This is a genomic window from Megasphaera sp. UPII 135-E (assembly GCF_000221545.1).
Classification (GTDB): domain Bacteria; phylum Bacillota; class Negativicutes; order Veillonellales; family Megasphaeraceae; genus Megasphaera; species Megasphaera hutchinsoni.
In genome coordinates, this window is record NZ_AFUG01000024.1 from 1 (window position 1) to 18,979 (window position 18,979).

General features: G+C 38.6%; 14 protein-coding genes, 2 tRNA genes and 1 CRISPR repeat array. Of the genes, 11 read left to right on the forward strand and 5 right to left on the reverse strand.

Annotated elements, in window-relative coordinates; genetic code table 11:
- Positions 1–7: 7 nt before the first annotated feature.
- From HMPREF1040_RS03665 to HMPREF1040_RS08115, 7 genes are all read left to right on the forward strand, one after another.
- Positions 8–83: transfer RNA gene (locus HMPREF1040_RS03665), tRNA-Trp, on the forward strand.
- 36 nt (positions 84–119) lie between these two features.
- Positions 120–196, forward strand: a tRNA-Arg gene (locus HMPREF1040_RS03670).
- A 525-nt stretch (positions 197–721) separates the two neighbouring features.
- Positions 722–4,780 (forward strand): type II CRISPR RNA-guided endonuclease Cas9, encoded by a 4,059-nt coding sequence (gene cas9, locus HMPREF1040_RS03675; RefSeq protein WP_007392581.1) that lies wholly within the window; start codon positions 722–724, stop codon positions 4,778–4,780.
- Between the two features lie 12 nt (positions 4,781–4,792).
- Positions 4,793–5,668, forward strand: a complete 876-nt coding sequence (gene cas1, locus HMPREF1040_RS03680; RefSeq protein ID WP_007392608.1) for a type II CRISPR-associated endonuclease Cas1 — start codon at positions 4,793–4,795, stop codon at positions 5,666–5,668.
- Complete coding sequence (cas2, locus tag HMPREF1040_RS03685; RefSeq protein WP_007392621.1) at positions 5,658–5,978, forward strand: CRISPR-associated endonuclease Cas2; 321 nt, start codon at positions 5,658–5,660, stop codon at positions 5,976–5,978. Before cas1 ends, cas2 begins: the two co-directional genes overlap by 11 nt.
- Complete coding sequence (csn2, locus tag HMPREF1040_RS03690) at positions 5,975–6,649, forward strand: type II-A CRISPR-associated protein Csn2 (protein ID WP_007392615.1); 675 nt, start codon at positions 5,975–5,977, stop codon at positions 6,647–6,649. Before cas2 ends, csn2 begins: the two co-directional genes overlap by 4 nt.
- Positions 6,650–6,721: 72 nt before the next feature.
- Positions 6,722–7,087: direct repeats of the CRISPR family, unit length 36 nt; unit sequence GTTTGAGAGTAATGTAATTCTATAAATGTCTAAAAC.
- Between the two features lie 3 nt (positions 7,088–7,090).
- Positions 7,091–7,234, forward strand: a complete 144-nt coding sequence (locus tag HMPREF1040_RS08115; protein WP_176604707.1) for a hypothetical protein — start codon at positions 7,091–7,093, stop codon at positions 7,232–7,234.
- A gap of 598 nt (positions 7,235–7,832) precedes the next feature.
- Here the strand turns inward: HMPREF1040_RS08115 and dprA are convergent.
- Genes dprA through HMPREF1040_RS03705 form a run of 3 tightly spaced genes read right to left on the reverse strand, consistent with a single transcriptional unit; the run spans position 7,833 to position 10,843 of the window.
- Positions 7,833–8,933 (reverse strand): DNA-processing protein DprA, encoded by a 1,101-nt coding sequence (gene dprA / locus HMPREF1040_RS03695; protein WP_007392575.1) that lies wholly within the window; start codon positions 8,931–8,933, stop codon positions 7,833–7,835.
- A gap of 11 nt (positions 8,934–8,944) precedes the next feature.
- Complete coding sequence (locus HMPREF1040_RS03700) at positions 8,945–10,462, reverse strand: YifB family Mg chelatase-like AAA ATPase (protein WP_007392605.1); 1,518 nt, start codon at positions 10,460–10,462, stop codon at positions 8,945–8,947.
- Between the two features lie 12 nt (positions 10,463–10,474).
- Complete coding sequence (locus tag HMPREF1040_RS03705) at positions 10,475–10,843, reverse strand: YraN family protein (RefSeq protein WP_007392582.1); 369 nt, start codon at positions 10,841–10,843, stop codon at positions 10,475–10,477.
- A 219-nt stretch (positions 10,844–11,062) separates the two neighbouring features.
- On the opposite strand from HMPREF1040_RS03705, the gene HMPREF1040_RS03710 reads away from it, so the two are divergent.
- From HMPREF1040_RS03710 to HMPREF1040_RS03725, 4 genes are all read left to right on the forward strand, one after another.
- Entirely contained in the window at positions 11,063–13,177 is a 2,115-nt protein-coding gene (locus HMPREF1040_RS03710; RefSeq protein WP_007392584.1) for a TonB-dependent receptor, read from the forward strand.
- 15 nt (positions 13,178–13,192) lie between these two features.
- On the forward strand, positions 13,193–15,310 hold the full coding sequence (locus HMPREF1040_RS03715) for a TonB-dependent receptor (RefSeq protein WP_007392580.1): 2,118 nt from the start codon (positions 13,193–13,195) through the stop codon (positions 15,308–15,310).
- Positions 15,300–16,100, forward strand: coding sequence for an energy transducer TonB (locus HMPREF1040_RS03720; RefSeq protein WP_007392601.1), 801 nt, complete (start codon positions 15,300–15,302; stop codon positions 16,098–16,100). The genes HMPREF1040_RS03715 and HMPREF1040_RS03720 overlap by 11 nt, the downstream gene beginning before the upstream one ends.
- Before the next feature lie 150 nt (positions 16,101–16,250).
- The gene (locus HMPREF1040_RS03725) at positions 16,251–17,813 is read left to right on the forward strand and encodes a WG repeat-containing protein (RefSeq protein WP_007392600.1); all 1,563 of its coding nucleotides are present in this window, start codon (positions 16,251–16,253) and stop codon (positions 17,811–17,813) included.
- A 36-nt stretch (positions 17,814–17,849) separates the two neighbouring features.
- Here the strand turns inward: HMPREF1040_RS03725 and HMPREF1040_RS03730 are convergent, their stop codons facing one another.
- A complete protein-coding gene (locus tag HMPREF1040_RS03730) occupies positions 17,850–18,113 on the reverse strand; it encodes a hypothetical protein (RefSeq protein ID WP_007392620.1) in 264 nt (87 codons plus the stop codon).
- Positions 18,114–18,252: 139 nt separating this feature from the next.
- Positions 18,253–18,909 (reverse strand): hemolysin III family protein, encoded by a 657-nt coding sequence (locus HMPREF1040_RS03735; RefSeq protein WP_007392592.1) that lies wholly within the window; start codon positions 18,907–18,909, stop codon positions 18,253–18,255.
- Positions 18,910–18,979 lie beyond the last annotated feature (70 nt).

The following is an 18,979-nucleotide window of genomic DNA, read 5'->3' on the forward strand; positions in this document are numbered from 1 at the left end:
TTTTTATAGGGGTATAGCTCAACTGGTAGAGTAGCGGTCTCCAAAACCGTTGGTTGAGGGTTCGATTCCTTCTGCCCCTGCCATAATATGAGATATGATATATTATCATATCTCAGCATGACTCGGTAGCTCAGCTGGATAGAGTGACTGACTACGAATCAGTAGGTCTAGGGTTCGAATCCCTACCGGGTCACCATTTGATTGAGATACGAACTCTCTATTCTTATAGGATTCTGTAAGAATAGAGAGTTCGTTTTTTTCGGTATACTTGATTTCGAGGCGGGGGCATTCCCGATTACGTTGCAGACGAGGTTGTAGAGCCGGGGTTCCGGTACGTGTTGCAGGGGGAGAGGTGCTTCGGTACATGACGGAGTCGTTTTTTTATATGAGGCGTGAAAATAAAAACATGTTGAACAGTCCGAACGGTCGTCGGGCTGTTTTTTTATTTTCTCGATCGGTAATATCGGTGCTGCTGCAGGAATGTTCCCTATAGGTGTAGAATATAATATAGGGAAGTACGTTGTCGGTAAGCGGTGCGTGTGCCTCCTAAAAGGGCAAAAAAAAAACTCGATTCCAAGGAATCGAGAAAAATTAAAAGCTCCACATCGAGCAGCCCGAAGGCACTTTGAATTAATTTTTATTTGAACTCGTAATGTAATTCTATTGTTAGTATAGAATTAATACATGGATTTGTCAATACTGTATAGAGGAGAATATTACTATGAAAAAGCGTAACCGAGAAGAGTATTATGTGGGCTTGGATATTGGTACTAGTTCTGTAGGATGGGCAGTGGCAACGCCGGATTATCGCATCCCTAAATTCAGAGGGCATAAGATGTGGGGCAGCCGCTTGTTTGCAGAAGGTAAGCGAGCGGCGGAACGTCGCCAATTTAGAACGAATAGACGGCGGTTGGCACGGAGAAGGGATCGGTTACAGATATTAGAGGAATTATTTGCTGAGGAAATGGCAAAAGTGGATAATACTTTTTTTATGCGATTAAAAGAAAGTAAATTTTTCTTGGAAGACAAGACGGTTAAAGAAAAACATATCTTATTCAGTACCGATAAATTTGATGCGGACCGATTTTATAAAGACAATCCTACGATTTACCATGTAAGAAAACGATTAATGGAAGAGGAACCGCAGGATATTCGAGAATTATTTTTAGCAGTACATCATATCTTGAAGTATAGAGGCCATTTTTTATTTGCTGGTTCTTTAGAACAGAACGGGGCTTCTATAGAAGAATTAGTACGCACCCTATTGGGTAAACAGGGACTGGCTATTTTAGATGATACGATTGATAGCAATGAAATGGTAAATATACTTAAAAATACCGGTGAAACGAAAAGTGACCGAAAAAAAGACGTTCAAGAGTTATGGAATCCGCTTAAGGATAAGGTAAAAAAAGCACAGGCGGCGGAAATGGCGGGGTTGGTTTTAGGTCTTAAATCGGATATTTCCAAATTATTTGCCAATAGTGACTATAAAGACTTGGATAGCAGTATTAAAAACATAAATTTTTCTTCCGGCGATTATGAGGAAAAAAGAGACGACTATGCGAATAGTATAGGCGATGACATTGTCTTGCTGGATACGATGAAAGCACTGTATGATACGTTAATTCTTTCACAGATTTTGCAAGGAAAACGTAGTATTTCGGCAGCAAAGGTAGAAGATTATAATACACATAAAGAACAGTTACGGGCATTAAAAGCGATATTAAAACCGCACAAGCGTTTATATAATGAAATGTTTAGAGAAAATAATAAAAAAGACTTATCGAATTATGTTGCCTATATATCGTCTTATAGTGAGGGAAAACGCGTTAATCGGGAAGGATTTTATAAATATGTGCAAGCCGTCTTAAAGCAAGTAGACGATTCGGACTCGAAACAGGCCATTTTGGAGGCGATCCGGTTAGAAACCTTTTTACCGTTGTTGCGGGTTAAAGATAATGCAGTGATTCCGCATCAAATTCATCAAGCCGAGTTGGAAGCTATTTTAGAGACAGCCCGTAAAAAATATAACTTTTTAAATGATGTCAGTGACGGAGTATCTGTAAAAGATAAAATTATTCAATTGTTTACGTTTAGAATCCCTTATTATGTGGGGCCTCTTAATCCGCATAGCGGCGAAACGGTTGCGGACCGGAAACAGGGTACCGGTTGGGTAGTGCGCAAACAAAGGGGGAAAGTATACCCTTGGAATTTTGCGGATATGGTGGATGTCAAAGCATCGGCAGAGGCATTTATTACGAATCTGACAAATAAATGTACGTATCTTATCGGAGAAGATGTCCTGCCGAAACGCTCCTTATTATATAGTGAATTTATGTTATTAAATGAGTTGAATATGATTAAGTATGACGGACACGAATTGCCCGTGGCGATCAAGCAGTTATACATTGAGCAAGTATTTAAACAGGAACATAAAAAACAAACCAAAGGCCGGGTGCTGGACTTTTTGAAAAGAAACGGTTTGATTACCGGTAGTGCTACGGCCGTCATTACCGGCATGGATGATGCCATTAAGGGAGATTTACAATCCTATCGCGATATGGTACGGATTTTCGGCGCGGGATTCGATCATAGTATGGCGGAACGGATTATTCGTTGGGTTACTCTGTTTGGGGAAGCAAAAGATATTTTAGAAAATAAAATACGTGAAGTTTATGGTAATAGCATTAGTGATAGTCAGATGCGGGCTATCAAAAAATTAAAATATGCTGATTGGGGAAGATTATCACAGGCCTTCTTGATTGCCGTTAAGGGCTGCGATAAAAGTGGAGTAGAGCGGAATATTATCACTTGTTTGCGTGCATCAAGTCAAAATTTAATGGAAATTTTGAGCGATCAGGGAACATATATAAAACAGATTAAAGCGTGGAATCATCAGCATACGACGAATATGATGGATACGCTTGATTATCAACTAGTGGATGATTTATATGTGGCACCATCGGTTAAACGATCTATTTGGCAAAGTCTATGTATTGTAGAGGAACTGGTCAAGATTATGGGGCAGGCACCGAAGAAAATTTTCGTTGAAGTGACCAGAACGAAGCAGGCGGAAAAAACAAAAAAAGATTCACGAAAAAAACGATTAGTAGAATTATATACAGCTATCGGTAAAGAAGGTGCTGCATGGAAAAAAGAAATTGAAGCGCATCAAGCAGGGGATTTCAGACGGAAAAAATTATACCTCTATTATACGCAAATGGGGCGTTGTATGTATTCTAATGAACCGATTGCTATGGATGCGTTGTTTACCTCGGCATATGATATTGACCATATTTATCCGCAGAGTTTAACTAAAGATGGCAGTTGGGATAATTTAGTATTAGTAAAATCGCAGCTTAATAAAGAAAAGAGCGATCAGTACCCGTTACGTCCCGCAATACGTGAGAAAAATAAAGCACACTGGCAATATTTATGCCGGGCAGGGTTTATTAGCGAGAAAAAATATGAACGACTTATGCGTACTACCGAATTAACGGCGGAGGAATTGTCCGGCTTTATTGCGCGGCAGTTGGTAGAGACCTCGCAAGCTACGAAAGCGGTTACCGGTTTATTGGAACGCATATATACGAATACGGAAATTTGTTTTGTAAAAGCGGAAACGGTATCGCAATTTAGACACCAACATAATTTTATAAAAATACGGGAATTAAATAATTACCATCATGCGAAAGATGCGTATTTAAATATTGTGGTAGGGAATGTGTACCATGAAAAATTCACGAAAAATCCGTGGGAATTTATTGCCCGCTCAACAGAGCGAAGACCGTATAACTTAAATCGTATGTATGATTTCGATCTCCTTAAACAAGGTCGGGTCATTTGGCAGGTTCCTAAGAGTTTAGAAACGGTACAAGCTATGATGAAGAGTAATGATGTACGAATTACTAAAAAATTATTAGTGCAAAAGGGGGAATTATATGACGCCACGATTACTAAAGCACATAAGGCGAAAGAAGGAACGTATTTCCCCTTAAAAGGGGCCGATGCACGATTGCGGGATGTACATAGATATGGAGGCTATGAAAAGATAAAAATTGCTTATTATAGTGTATTTTCTTGTCGTGAAAAAGCGTCGAATACGATTCATACCCTGATTATTCCTATACCGGTATATAAAGCCGGTCTGTTACAAACCGAAGCGGACCTTACGGCTTATGCTTGGCAAACGAAGCAGAAAACGAAGCCGATTAAGGATATTTATAGTGCGATTACGCCGATTTATAAAAAGTTGTGTATTAATACGGTTGTGAAAATCGATGGTTTTAAATACTTTTTGGGCGGTAAAACAGGGGATTATATGTGGTTAGATCCGGCGATTCCGGTCGTGTTGGATGAACAAGCGGCGGCCTATTTAAAAGCTATATCTAAAGTCGGTCGTGCGGACGATGTTGAAAATACGGCGCAAGCCATCGACCTTATTACAGCAGAGGCCAATGAGGCTTTTTATGACGTATTGCTGAAGAAAATGGAAGCGAAAATATTTGCCAAAGCTTATCAAACTATAGTTGAGAAATTGGCAAGTGAGACTGCTCGCGAGCGATTCCGGGAATTGTCGATAGGTGCTCAATGTAGTTGTTTGTTGGAAATATTAAATCTCTTGGCTAACAATAAGACCACCTTTACATTTTTTAAGGATAAGATGGGAGTTACTATGTCGAGACGAAAACAACCAATGGATTTGACGAAGCTGGAAGAGTGTATTGTGTATGAAACTTCCATTACAGGATTGTATGAAAAGGCCGTTTCCTTACTATAGAAAGGGGATACTATGAGTTGGCGTACGGTAGTGATTAGTCGGTGTGCTAAATTGGACGTAAAAATGAATTATATGCTTGTTCGGCAAGAGGGAGAGGTGCATAAAATATATATTCGTGAAATCTATATTCTGCTCATTGAATCCACCGCCGTGAGTATGACGGCTGCGTTGCTGCATGCGCTGATTAAAGAAAAAGTAAAAATTATTTTTTGTGATCCCGCAAGAAATCCGGAAGCCGAATTGGTAGGGTACTATGGCGCTCATAATACGAGCGGTCGTTGTCGGGAACAACTGAATTGGTCCGAAAGGGATAAAGTACGGTTGTGGACGGATATTGTGCGCACTAAAATCCGGAATCAGGCGAGGTTGTTGGCACGAAAAGGCTTAGCGGCCTATCAAGTGCTGGAATCATACAGCGGGGATATCCGATTGGGCGATGCAACACAGCGCGAAGGGCATGCGGCGAAAGTATATTTTCATGCACTGTTTGGAAAATCCTTTACGCGGGACGAAGAAAATAATATTAATGCAGCCTTAAATTATGGGTATGCCATTTTGCTGTCGGCGATTAATCGAGAAGTTGCGGCCCTGGGCTACTTAACGCAGTTCGGACTGCGTCATGCTAATCAATTTAATTCGTTTAATTTTAGTTGTGACCTCATTGAACCGCTACGCAGTTTGGTAGATCGTACGGTTGTGGACATGGATTTAACTCATTTTACGAAAGAAGAAAAGCATCAATTGGTGTATTTGCTTTCCGAAGAGGTTACTATTAACAAGCAATGCTATGTACTGTCCGGGGCCCTTCGCATCTATTGTAAAAGCGTTGCGGATGCACTTACTGCATCCGATCTGTCATTAGTCAGGTTTATAGAATATGAGCTATAGATTTATGAGAATTTTAGTTATGTTTGATATGCCGACCTTTACGTTACAAGATAAAAAAGAGTATCGATTGTTTAGAAAATACTTAATATCTCACGGGTACCTTATGATGCAACGTTCTATTTATATAAAATTAGTACTCAATCAGACGAATGCAGCAGCGGCAATGAAAGGATTGGAAAAACATAAACCGAATACAGGAATAGTGCAAGTGTTGACGATTACGGAAAAACAATTTTCACGGATGGAGCTGTTAGTAGGCAGCGTGACATCCGAGGTAGTAGATACGACAGAACGGATGATTATATTATGAAGGTGTTATATGCTTTATCGGATATGGAAATTGAATTGTCGGAGAATTATGTTGCCACGTTATATATAGAAAACATGCTGTATTTTCGACATATTTTGCAGGAGTTAGCGGCTCAAATCGCGGGAGCCGAGGGGCATTGGGTGTTTACGCAGGCACAACAACAATTGGATTGTAAAAAAGATGTTATTCTTGTAACGGATCTCTTTCATATAGATGGCAATCAGAAATCCGTTCTCTCTAAGTTACATGCCTATTTGACGAGTATTGCCGAAGAGGAATCGGAGCTGCTGTATGAAATTAATGATAAACTTCGCAGCTTATATACTGAGATTACCTTGCAGGCACCGGTTGAGGTCGGGTATAAAGCGGCCCTTTCTGCACAAGATTTGATAAAGGCGGGAGATTTTAAATTTGAATGGGGAGAGATGGAACTGTTAGAAAGGCTCGTGACGTATTTGGATATTATTTGTGATTTGTTAAAGAGTAAGCTGATTGTGTTGGTTAATGTCCGAAAATATATGACGGAAGAGGAATTAAAATTAGTATATGAACATTGTATACGTAAAAAGATACCCATTTTTTGTATTGAATCGGGATATACCTGTCATAGTGTTGATGAGTTGTTAGAAAAAGTTTATACTATAGATAAGGATTTATGTTTTATTTATTAAGGTATTGTGGCATGAGTAGAATTACATCGCGTGTAATGGTGAAAAAATACTTTTGGCGTCAACGTTATTGGGGTTTGAGAGTAATGTAATTCTATAAATGTCTAAAACAAAAATGTAGCATTCGTTACCATGGCATTTGTTTGAGAGTAATGTAATTCTATAAATGTCTAAAACTGTTGTAACAGCCAATACGGCGACGCAATTGTTTGAGAGTAATGTAATTCTATAAATGTCTAAAACATCGCAAATCTCATCCGGTCGCGTGCGGGTGTTTGAGAGTAATGTAATTCTATAAATGTCTAAAACGTATAGTCCCACGTATGCGGCGGATACGTCGTTTGAGAGTAATGTAATTCTATAAGTGTCTAAAACTGAAGAATTTAAAAAGGCGGTGGATGACGCGTTTGAGAGTAATGTAATTCTATAAGTGTCTAAAATGCAATGGGAAAGCGACGTATCGGTTGCTGTGTCGGAACGGATGGAAACATTCTTTCGGGAGCCTCGTTTACGGGGAATGCGGAGGCGCTGGCATCGTGGGTGGAAGCTCATGCGGGACAGGCGGATGCGATGTATTTGAAATGGTAGGTACGCCCCGTGCTGACGGGGCTATCGAATTGAAGGCCGAAGCGCCTCTCGACTGGCAAAAACATGCCGAACTAAAGCGAAATGATAATGGCAAGGTTCGCCATTTGATTGAGATACGAACTCTCTATTCTTACAGGATTCTGTAAGAATAGAGAGTTCGTTTTTGTAGTTGTATTGGATTTCAATATAGTCTTTATTCACGATTATACTGCGGACGATGGATGAGAGCAGGATATATAAAATATGGATTTGTATTTAAATTAACGAAGACCAATTAAGAAGGTGTAACGGTGACATCGGGTAAGGTTGTTGCTATGAAAGATAGGATACAAAAAAGAAGTGTTACCTATGGTAACACTTCTTTTTTGTATCCTTAGGAAGATCTTTTTTATAATCAGTAATCTTGTACCTAGGTGGAATGAAATTTTGCATAATATTCTTAGACATATATTATTTACTAAAATAAAGGCGAGTTAATAACTAAAATGAGATAAAAAAATTTGTATATAGAAAAAATGGTACACTTAATTTTTATTAGCGTATAGTATGGATATTCAGCAGTTGTTGAGGTTACGTAAAGAAAGTGCACAATGTACTATTAGATCCGAATATATTGGGAGCCATTCCAGATTTTTATACATTGTTTTAATTGCAATTGTAGTAAGATTTGGGGTAATTTTGTTAGCGAGAGCCCACTCTTTAGAAGAATATCTTCATATGACAATGGCACTTCATAGGATAGTATTGCTAAAATTTGTGTTTCTTCAGGTGTGAGCGTAGTGGTAGCAACTGGTTGTGAATTAGGTATAGTAGGTGTGATTATTTTTTTATATTCAATGATAACGTCTTCTGTTTTCGTGAGGGCAATGGCACCATTCCGCAAGAGGGCATTGCTTCCCTGGCAGGTAAGAGAATAAATGCTGCCGGGGACGACAAAGATATCACGACCTTCTTCTAGGGCGAAATCTGTGGTAATGAGGGCACCGCTCTTAGCGGCAGCTTCGACAATGATAACTCCAGAGGATAGTCCAGCTATAATGCGATTTCGAGCAGGAAAATTAGTCGCCGAGGGAGGCGTACCGAAGGGGTATTCACTAAGGATACAGCCGTCATTTTTAATTATATTTGCAAATAAGGTGGTATTTTCTGGAGGATAGGTAATATCTATACCAGAGGCAATGACTACAATGGTTTTACCATTGCCTTGCAAGGCTCCTTGGTGTGCTTTGGTATCAATGCCACGAGCTCCGCCACTGACAATAATTACATCTTGTTGAGCTAATTCTTTTCCTAATTGATGGGCAACTCTATTGCCATAGGGGGATGATTTTCGTGAGCCGACAATAGAGATGAAAAGATGGTGAGCTGGTGGTAGTTTACCTTGACAATAGAGAATATATGGGGGTGTTGCTGTTTCTTTTAATAAAGGAGGATAAGTTTCATCGTATATTGTAATTAAGGTGGTATTGAATTTTTCTAATAAGGCGGGCAAGCGAGATAAAAATTCTGGGTTTTTTCCTTTTTGTAATATAGAAATACAACTTTCATGAATATCATATTTTTTTAATTCTACAGCCGTAGATTGCCAAATTTTTTTTACATCAGGAATTTTAGTCAATAGGTAAGTTAAGCGTTTATAGCCGATTCCACGAATCATTTGGAGTGCGGCTAGATAGAGTCTATCTTCAGGTACCATCATAGTATCTCCTATTACGGTTGAGGTAAGGTGTTACGATAACTAATTGCTTCAGCTATGTGACTATCTGTAATATATTCAGACGCATCTAGATCGGCGATAGTTCGGGAAACTTTAATAACTCGATCAAAGCTGCGTGCACTCAATTTTAATGAATCGAATACATGTTGCAATAATTTTTGCCCGTCTGGCGTGAGGTGACAGGTTTCTTTTACGGCACGATGACCCATGTGAGCGTTACAATATAAGTGATAAGGTGCTAAACGGGTAACTTGACGTTCACGGGCAATACATACACGTTGGCGAATAGTTTGTGAGGTTTCTTGTTGTATATGAGAGGTTAATTCTTCATATTTGGGGCGTTCTACAGAAACGTGAAGATCGATACGGTCTAAGAGCGGGCCTGAAATTTTTTGAATATAGCGTCGAATTTCGCGTGGGGTACAAGTGCAGGGACGTTCTTTATCACAAAGATAGCCACAAGGGCAAGGATTCATGGCAGCAATTAAGATAAAGCGTGCGGGGTAGGATAAGGTAGCTTGAATACGGGAAATATGAACGATACCATCTTCTAGTGGTTGTCGGAGTACTTCCAGTACGGTTCGAGGAAATTCAGGAAATTCATCTAAGAAGAGAACCCCATTATGACTAAGCGTGACTTCGCCAGGCTTAGGAATAGAGCCTCCGCCAATTAGTCCCCCCATAGAAATGGTATGATGGGGACTGCGAAAAGGCCGTTGTGTACGTAATTGAACCTCATGAAAGAGGCCAGATACACTGTAAATTTTGGTGACTTCCATAGATTCTTGTAATGTCATGGGAGGTAAAATAGTAGGAATACGTTTGGCAAGCATGGTTTTACCTGATCCCGGTGAGCCGATCATGAGGACATTGTGTCCGCCTGCAGCTGCAATTTCCAAGGCTCGTTTGGCTATATATTGACCTTGCACTTCGGAAAAATCTATATCGTAGGATAAAGGGGGATGGATGGGTACATCAAAATGGATAGGCTGTTGTGGTTTGGTTTGGGATAGATGGTTATATAGGGTTTGCAAGGTATCTACGGCATAAATGTTTATATTGGGACAAAGTGTTGCTTCCGCTTGATTTTCGGGATGGACGAAAACATTTGTAAATTTTTGGGCTCGGCCTTCTAGGAGCATGGGAAGTATACCGGTTACGGGTCTAGTTTTTCCGTCTAAGGCTAGTTCACCGATAAATAATGCATGCTCACAAACCTGTTCATCTAATTGTCCGCTTGATACGAGAATTCCAACGGCAATCGCCATATCTAGGCCAGCACTATCTTTTTTTAGGTCAGCTGGGGCAAGGTTTACGGTGATGCGTCGCATGGGAAATTCATAACCACTATTTTTAATAGCTGCACGAACTCTATCCTTTGATTCTTTTACAGCTGTTGTGGCTAGACCAACTAATTCAAAAGCGGGGAGACCATTGGCAATATCAATTTCGACAGAAATAATGTGTCCTTGTAAACCGAGTACAGAGGCACTAAATGTGCGGGCAAACATGAGTGAAACCTCCTAAAAGCAGGGAATAAAAGCATGTTGAATGTGATGAATTTGTTGATTTAGTGGTAATAAAGGAAAGATTTCTATTACGTCGAATCGACAAGACATTTCCCATTGTTCATGCGCTTGTAAGTAACAAATGGCAGTTTTTGTAATTTGACGTTGTTTTTGTAGTGAAACGGCTTCCATTGGCAGACCACATGTACAAGAACGTCGAGTTTTTACTTCAATAAAGACAAGTATATCTTTATCTTGGGCGATAATATCAATTTCTCCAGTTCGGGTTTGATAATTACGGCATAGAATATGATATTTTTTTTTCTGTTGGAGATAGGTTGTTGCAATTTCCTCTCCATAGGCACCTAATAGTTTGGTATTCATAATTCTCCTTTTTTATTTATTATATCAATATAAGATGAAAATGATTTAAATTGTTGATGAAAAATAGATGAAATATAACATTCTAGTGCATACGTATAATACATGCGGCGTATTCGTTAATGCATTGTGAGGATTTTATGATTATGTTGAGTTTATATATGATTTATGTTACCATTATTTTGATAACCAATTTCATTAATGTCATTAATAGGAGGTATTATGAATAAATATATAGCACTTACGTTAGTTGCACTTTTTTCTAGCACCGTCAGTAGTGAAGCGGCTGTACCGACAGGAATATTGGCACCGTCTTACGTGCATCCTGATTATATTACGATGGAACAATTGCGACCGACAAAAGATATCATCGTGATTACTAAAAAAGATATTCAAGAAAATGGATATACGAGTATATCTGAAGCCTTAACACGACAGACCGGAATTAACGTAGGTCTTACGGGAGAGGGGAGTATTGATATTCGTGGACAAGGTGATCAGTATGCAGATTCTAATATTCAAGTGTTAGTTGATGGTGTTCCTATTACGACATTAGTTAATCATCCAATTCACACGAATTATGATGTTGTTCCTATTGAAAATATTGAAAAAATAGAAATTATTCCTGGTGGTGGTTCGGTATTATATGGATCGGGAACGGTTGGGGGTGTGATTAATATTACGACTAATTTACGTTCCGTCCAGCGTGATCAAACGACAATTGGGATGCGGTATCAGCCGGGAGGATATAGGATGACAGGAAGTATCGCGACCCGGCCCAATGCACGTATTCGCATTACTGGAGGATATACGAAGTATAGAGAAAATTTATATTTTCAGGATACGTGGCAAGGTGGAAATTATTATTTTACTGCTGTTCGTTATGAACCACGTAGTGGTACAGCGCTTACATTTCGGGCGAGTCATTTAGATAATCAAGGCCAATATATTCAATTATTACAAACTCGTAAGATACAGCAATTTGGTAAGGATTATAAACCTGGATATAGAGATTTGACTGTAGGTGTTGATAAAGATGGTAATAAGATTGTGCGTAAAATACGAGATTATAGTATAAAAGATCGAGTGTTGAATACGTATCATATGACGTATATGGCACCATTGGGAAAGTTTTGGAATATGGAAATAGAGGGTTTTACTCAGAACGGAAATTATGCTAATTTTGAATTAAAAAAAATGGAACATCAGACGCAGGGGGGCATGCTAAGATTGAGCCGAAATGCAGGAAATCATAAGTGGTTATTCGGCATGGAAGGTACGACGCAACAAGCTAAGTTGGAATATAATGATTATCCGGAAGATAGTAAGCGTCCGGGGAAATATTTGGTTGAACCGTTGTCGTTTTTTTATAAGAAGCGACTTCGTTCGGTATTTTTAATGCATACATTACAACATCATAAGTGGATACTTACGCAAGGAATTCGCCGAGAAGTTTTGCATTGGGATTATGATAAAAAGGGTGCCAAAGGGCTGGCAGGTAAAGATTCATCAAAACGATATAATACAGCAGCCGAATTATCATTAGCATATCAATATACAGATACAGGTAGTGTATTTGCACGTTATGAACGGGCGTATACTGTTCCTAATGGGATTCAAATTTCCGATAAGGTATTAGATCAGAATACATATGAACCTTTATATGTAACGTCATCAGCACAAGATGAAATATATGATTCGTATGAATTAGGTTGGCGAGCAAAACTTGGTGCATCTACAATGAAAGCAAGTATTTTTTATAATAAAACGGATAATCAATTATGTCGGGTGGATACACTTTTTGGCATGCAAACAGAAACGAAGAATTTATTACAAACGAGACGACGGGGAATTGAATTGTCGTTGCAACAACAGATGGGAAAGTGGAAGTTTTTTGAAGGGTATACTTACGTTAATGGTTCAACTAATTATAATGAGGCTGGACGAGAGTTTTTGCAAGCGGAATCAGATAGTAAAATAGACTATGCTAAGAGTGGATTAAAAAAAGTGCCTGCTCATAAAGTGGTGCTTCGCTCAACCTATATGCCGAATCGGCGAATGAAAATTAATGCTATGTATCGTTATGTTGGTGCGTATAAAAATTATTTGAATGAAAGCAAAAAAGGAGATGCTCGTGAAGGTGATCTCGTTCATTCATATGGGGTATTGGATGTATCTATGTCGTATCAAGTACAACCAACATGGGCGATTTATGGTGGTATTACGAATGTATTTAATAAAGAATATTATGAATTTAAAGAAGGTGAGGGGCCTTATAGTACGATTACGCATGGGGCTAATCGTACGTATTATATAGGGGTAAATTATACGCTATAAAAAGGAGACCATGGAATGAGAAAAAATTATGTAGCCGGGCTTATTTTGTTATCCTTAATGGGAGCGATACAAGTGTCAGCTCAAGAGGTGCCAACAGCGATCTTAGCGGATGCGTATGTACGTCCGGAGTATGTAGAAATTGAAAGAATTCGTCATACGAAAGATATTGTCGTGATTACGAAAGAACAGATAAAACAGCGTGGTTATAGTTCGTTAAGTGAAGTATTAGCAAGTGTACCTATAATAAATGTTAATTTAACGGGTAACGGTGATATTGATATTCGTGGACAAGGTGCGGATCAAGCAACACGAAATGTGCAGATTATGGTAGATGGTGCACCTATTACGACATTAGTTAATCATCCTATTAAGACGGATTATAATATAGTGCCGATTGAAAACATTGAAAAAATAGAAATTATTCCTGGCGGTGGTTCAGTTTTATATGGTTCAGGTACTTCAGGTGGCGTGATTAATATTACGACTAATTTGCGTAACATACGGCAATCGCCGAATACGCTGAAGATAGAGAAAAATACGGCTGGAAATCGTTTAGCGTTTCAATTTAAATCGAGTATTAACGAAAAAATTTATTTTGCTGTCGGCGGTACAAGACAACAAAAGCGGTTATATTTTAAGGATACTTATCATAATAGCAAATATGCATATGCGGGAATTGCGTATCAAGATAATAATAAAAAAGTTACTTTTAGAATGTCTCATTTACAAGATGAAGGAAAAATGGTAGGTAATGTATCTGTTGAAAATTTATTGAAATATGACAAACATTATGTACCTAATTTTTTAGAGGTCATTACCGATATAGATGAACAAGGACATGTGAAAAAGGAAAAACGCCGGCCTTATTTGGATGGTAATCGGCAAGCGAATACCTATGTTATTACGTATCAAGAGCAAGTAGGAAAAACAGCAAGTATGACGACAGATTTATTTTATAATAAAGGTTATTATAGTGGTCCGAATCAAGAAAAATTGCATTATACTACGAAGGGGATAAAAGTAAAATTAGACTATACTTACGGTATGAATAATGTATTGATTGGATTTGATGGATATACGCAACATGGTTCGTTAGCATATGATGATTTTAAATTAGTGTCCTTTAAAAAGAAATTATATAAACGTGTGCCGCTCCATTTTATTTATGATAAGCAGATAAGAGGGGTGTATGTATTAAATGTCATGAATAGAAATAAGTGGACTTATACGCAAGGTATACGTCGAGAACTGACTAATTGGGGATTTGATAAAAATGGGGCAAATAACATAAAGGGAAACGATGTATCACGGCGTTATAATACGTCAGCAGAGTTATCTGCGGCCTATCAATATACCCCAACGGGACGAGTGTTTGTTCGTTATGAACGTAGTTATACGGTGCCGGATGGATTGCAAATTACTGATCAGATCAAGGATAAACAGAAGCAGAAAAAATATGTTCCTACGACTGCTAAAGATGAACAATTTGATTTATATGAATTAGGTTGGCGAGATAAAATAGGTGTATCTGCGGTTAATATGACTGTATTTTATGCGTATACGCCGAATCAGATGAATAGATTTTATTTGATAGATAAAAATGGGTTACAAATGATGACGATGAATAATTTAGCGACGCGCCGGAAGGGAGTTGAACTGAGTCTTACTCAGCGTGTGGGAAAATGGATTTTTTCTGAGGCTTATGCATATTTACATGGTTATACCACGTATAATGCAGATGGAGAGGTGTGGACTAAAGCAAATCCCCATAAAAAAATCGACTATACGCGAAGTGGTTTGGTGAAAGTACCTCGTCATAAAGTCGTATTGAATGGAGAATATCGTGTAAATCCAAAACTTTCTCTAGGGGTTACGTATACGTATGTAGGGTCATATAATAATTTTTTTGCTGAGGCCGATAAGAATACGAATGATGGTGGCATAGTTACATCGCATGGCGTTTTTGATGTGCGTTTTCGCTATAAGAGTAGCACGGGGGCGATTTTTTATGGCGGCATCACGAATGTAGGTAATATGAAATATTATGCTTATAAAGCAGGACAAGGTCCTGCTTCTACGATTATGCCGGGAAATGAAAGAGCCTATTATGGTGGGATGAGTTATGAATTTTAAATCATCCTTAGGAATTAATTGGACATGTGCATATTGTCTTTCCGTATTACTGCATTTGGGTGTGTTTGGGATAGGGATGTTGTTTGTAGCTCAAACATGGCATCCTTCTTCCTTAACAGTGGTAGAAATTGTTGGTGGTGGCATGCAAGGGGAGCGGGGAAATGGTACGTTTCCGACACCTTTGTCAAAAGCGGTTATGGCAGCGAAGGTTAAGGATGTCTTTACACCGGCGGCGACATTGTCACAGGAAAAAGTACCGGAGGTAAAGAAGGTGGTACGTACACAAACTGCGGTATCTGCCGATTCGGCTTTAGCCGTTCCACGATCTGTATCGTCTGTACCGGTTTCTGGGGGATCATCTTGGAGCGGTGCAGACCAACACGAGGGCGGTACAGCGGGAACGGCAGGAAACAATGGCTCATCTGGCACAGGGATGGCAGGAAAAGGCAATTCGCACGGTCTTGGTGCAGGCTTTGTTGATAATGGAGATGGTACTTATACGGCGAATGCCAATGCAATGCTTTCTTATCGTATTATACGTGATGCTAAAGTTGTTTATCCAGAAGAAGCCAGGTCGATTGGCTATGCGAAAACGGTTGTTGTTCATGCACGTATTTTAGTGGGCGTTAATGGGAAGGTTGAAGTGGTGCAGATTGTTTCTAGAACGCCTAATTTAGGCTTTAAAGAAGCTGCTGAAAGTGCATTGTGGAATATGAAGTTTGCCCCTATCACATATAAAGGGTATAAGATTAAAATGTATTTTCAAAAGACGATATATTTTCAACCATAGCGGTATGTTTTTTACATACCGCTTTTTTTATTCTATATTTGCATATGTATTGCGAATATAGAATATATGATATAATCGCATTTGCATATATTCTATGATATACTACATATGCATTAAAATAGCATATTATTAAAGGGGGATATAACACAGATGAAATACCGCATATCAGCATATAAAATGGTTATGCTTATTGGTTTTATGGTGTGTTCAACGGTAGGCAATGTCATGGCGTTGGATACGGTTGAGCAGGATATAACTATTCAACACGAACAAGCAAAAGGATGGGCGTCACATATTCAGGATGAGCATTCAAGGCGAGTGTATATGGAGGGCACTCATCGTCATCGTGAAAAACATGAAACACATGTGAGTAAAGAAGCTTTTACAAAAGAAGAACATACAACCATTACGAAAAAACATATGGTTCATAAGGGTACAGATCAAGCACTTGCTATTGTTGTGGGGGAGAATTATGAGGCTCATAAACGTCAGGTTTTTCTTGATGCATGGCAAGGAGGATTGCGAGAAACTGGTGATGACATGGCGTATAATCAGGGGGTTTTAGGTCTCGTTTATCAAAAAGGCAAGTGGGGATTTGTCGATAAAGCGGGAGAGATGATTGTTCCGCTTACTTATAAGGAATTAACATATATTGGAGATGGCGTATTTCGTGGTACGGGAAAAGGCCATGTTGAGTATATTGATAGTACGGGAAAAAAAGTAGCCAATCCTGCTTTTGAAGGAAAAACACATTTTTATCGTGAAAATGGTCGTTATGGTATCGTTAGTGCTATGGGAGAACGTGTGACATCACCTATATATAGACGTGTTGTTACACCTTTTCAGGAACAAATTGCGTTTGTAGAAATAAAACACAAAAAAGTTGTAGCTATCAATGAAGAAGGGCAAGTTTTATTTCAAGCACCTTCTAGGCTGATGAAAGCTTATGCACATGGGTTAGCAGAATATCGATATCCTGCACACTCTTTTCGTGTGGGAATGGTAGCGGGGATGATCGCACAACATTATATGACGGATCAAGGCGTTGTTTTTACGGAGCAAAATGATGTATCAACGACAGTTTGTAAGCGGGGGTATATTGATCATGCAGGAAACATCATTATTGATGCTAAGTATGATGTGGTTTATCCATTGACAAAGTGGGGAACGTTTGTAGGGGATAAAGGAAGATTGCAATTTGTAAATACGAAGGGAAAAACAGTTATTGCTGCAGGTAATTATCGTATTCAAGGAAAATATATCGACTTTGTTTCTGGGCGAGCGGCATTGCAAGATGAACAGACAGGAAAATTTTCAGTTTGGTCATTAGATACAGGTAAGAACATATCCGGTAAGACTTATGATGATGTTGTATTTTTACATAAACAGTTTTGGGCAGGGCGGATTAATAATACCCTTGTTATTGTCGCGGCAGATACCGGTAATGAATTGTTTGTTTTACCTAATATGATTCGTATTCTTCCGTTTGGAAATGAAGAATATACATGGGTATTTAGTAAGGACCATACGTATTCTATACTACATCAGAGTGGTCGTATTGTTTATACGGCACCGAAGGGGAGTATTCGTGGTGTTATGGCGTTTAAGCATGGTCATACGGCAGTTCGTTATAAAACAAAATGGGCTATCCTTGATGCACAAGGGAATATTGTACTTGATAATATGCCTTATGAGACGGTTAAGTTGGTATAAAAAAATCCTAACAGATTTATTCTGTTAGGATTTTTTTTATTTTCCCCAAAGGGTGCCAAATTTATATAATGCACGATTCATAAATGAGCCGGATACGTATAGTGCGATGACTATGGATAACGTAACTATTATGGTTCGCTGAGCCTCTATTGCATAGGAGGAAAACAGGCTTATATAACTAAGCAATGTAGGAAACGCGGCTTCCAAGGAAACACAACAGACAAATAAGGCAATAAAAAAGATACACATTGCACAGCCTGAAATCAATATGTAGGGCATAACATGATATAATTTTTTCATAATCTACACCTCCTAGTAGATAACGTGAAAATATTGATTACACCTTTAGTATACCCTATATTATCAAAATGTCAATACTAAATGAGATTAAAAATGAGATTGAAATTGATAGTGCTATAATCATGCCTAGCTATTATGACTATGGGAGAATTGGCGATGCAAGTAAAACATAATGATACATTGCGTAAAAATGGCAAATGCTTCCACCGAGTACAAAAAAATGCCAGATAAGATGTTGGAAAGGAAGCTTTTTCCAAAGATAAAAGATAGCACCTAAGGTATACCAAAGCCCTCCTACGAGTAGCCATATAACGGCTTGTGGAGATAGATGGATCCATAAAATAGGTAAGGTACCTACTAATAACCATCCCATAAGAACATAGCAAAGGGTGGCGAGTTTTTTGAATTTGTGTACATTGAAACATTGCCATAATACACCGATGAGTGCGACTATCCAGATAATAATCGCGATGGCGAGCCCATGATAATGTCGCAATACCGTCAGTAATACGGGTGTATCGGTTCCGGCAATTAATATATATATAGCAGCGTGATCTAATATTTTAAATATTCGTGATACGGTGGGTAAGCAAAAAAAAGAATGATAAAATGTACTCATACTATACATAAATATTAATGAAAGACCATAGATGATAGCAGATAGGATATATAAGCTATCTTTACTATGCGTTATTACTTGATGTAGCATGAGGACCAGACCGATTATAGACAATATAATGCCGAGACCATGGGTAATGGCATTGAAAATTTCTTCTATGATATCGCGTGTTTTCATATATAAATCTCCTTTGATACAGATGATATTCATTTCATTGTGTAGATTCTATTATAGTGCATATAATTAA

Excerpts from the sequence above, each read along its gene's own strand:
- cas9 (WP_007392581.1), top strand. The coding sequence starts at position 722 with ATGAAAAAGCGTAACCGAGAAGAGTATTATGTGGGCTTGGATATTGGT.
- cas1 (WP_007392608.1), top strand. The coding sequence starts at position 4,793 with ATGAGTTGGCGTACGGTAGTGATTAGTCGGTGTGCTAAATTGGACGTA.
- cas2 (WP_007392621.1), top strand. The coding sequence starts at position 5,658 with ATGAGCTATAGATTTATGAGAATTTTAGTTATGTTTGATATGCCGACC.
- csn2 (WP_007392615.1), top strand. The coding sequence starts at position 5,975 with ATGAAGGTGTTATATGCTTTATCGGATATGGAAATTGAATTGTCGGAG.
- HMPREF1040_RS08115 (WP_176604707.1), top strand. The coding sequence starts at position 7,091 with ATGGGAAAGCGACGTATCGGTTGCTGTGTCGGAACGGATGGAAACATT.
- dprA (WP_007392575.1), bottom strand. The coding sequence starts at position 8,933 with ATGATGGTACCTGAAGATAGACTCTATCTAGCCGCACTCCAAATGATT.
- HMPREF1040_RS03700 (WP_007392605.1), bottom strand. The coding sequence starts at position 10,462 with ATGTTTGCCCGCACATTTAGTGCCTCTGTACTCGGTTTACAAGGACAC.
- HMPREF1040_RS03705 (WP_007392582.1), bottom strand. The coding sequence starts at position 10,843 with ATGAATACCAAACTATTAGGTGCCTATGGAGAGGAAATTGCAACAACC.
- HMPREF1040_RS03710 (WP_007392584.1), top strand. The coding sequence starts at position 11,063 with ATGAATAAATATATAGCACTTACGTTAGTTGCACTTTTTTCTAGCACC.
- HMPREF1040_RS03715 (WP_007392580.1), top strand. The coding sequence starts at position 13,193 with ATGAGAAAAAATTATGTAGCCGGGCTTATTTTGTTATCCTTAATGGGA.
- HMPREF1040_RS03720 (WP_007392601.1), top strand. The coding sequence starts at position 15,300 with ATGAATTTTAAATCATCCTTAGGAATTAATTGGACATGTGCATATTGT.
- HMPREF1040_RS03725 (WP_007392600.1), top strand. The coding sequence starts at position 16,251 with ATGAAATACCGCATATCAGCATATAAAATGGTTATGCTTATTGGTTTT.
- HMPREF1040_RS03730 (WP_007392620.1), bottom strand. The coding sequence starts at position 18,113 with ATGAAAAAATTATATCATGTTATGCCCTACATATTGATTTCAGGCTGT.
- HMPREF1040_RS03735 (WP_007392592.1), bottom strand. The coding sequence starts at position 18,909 with ATGAAAACACGCGATATCATAGAAGAAATTTTCAATGCCATTACCCAT.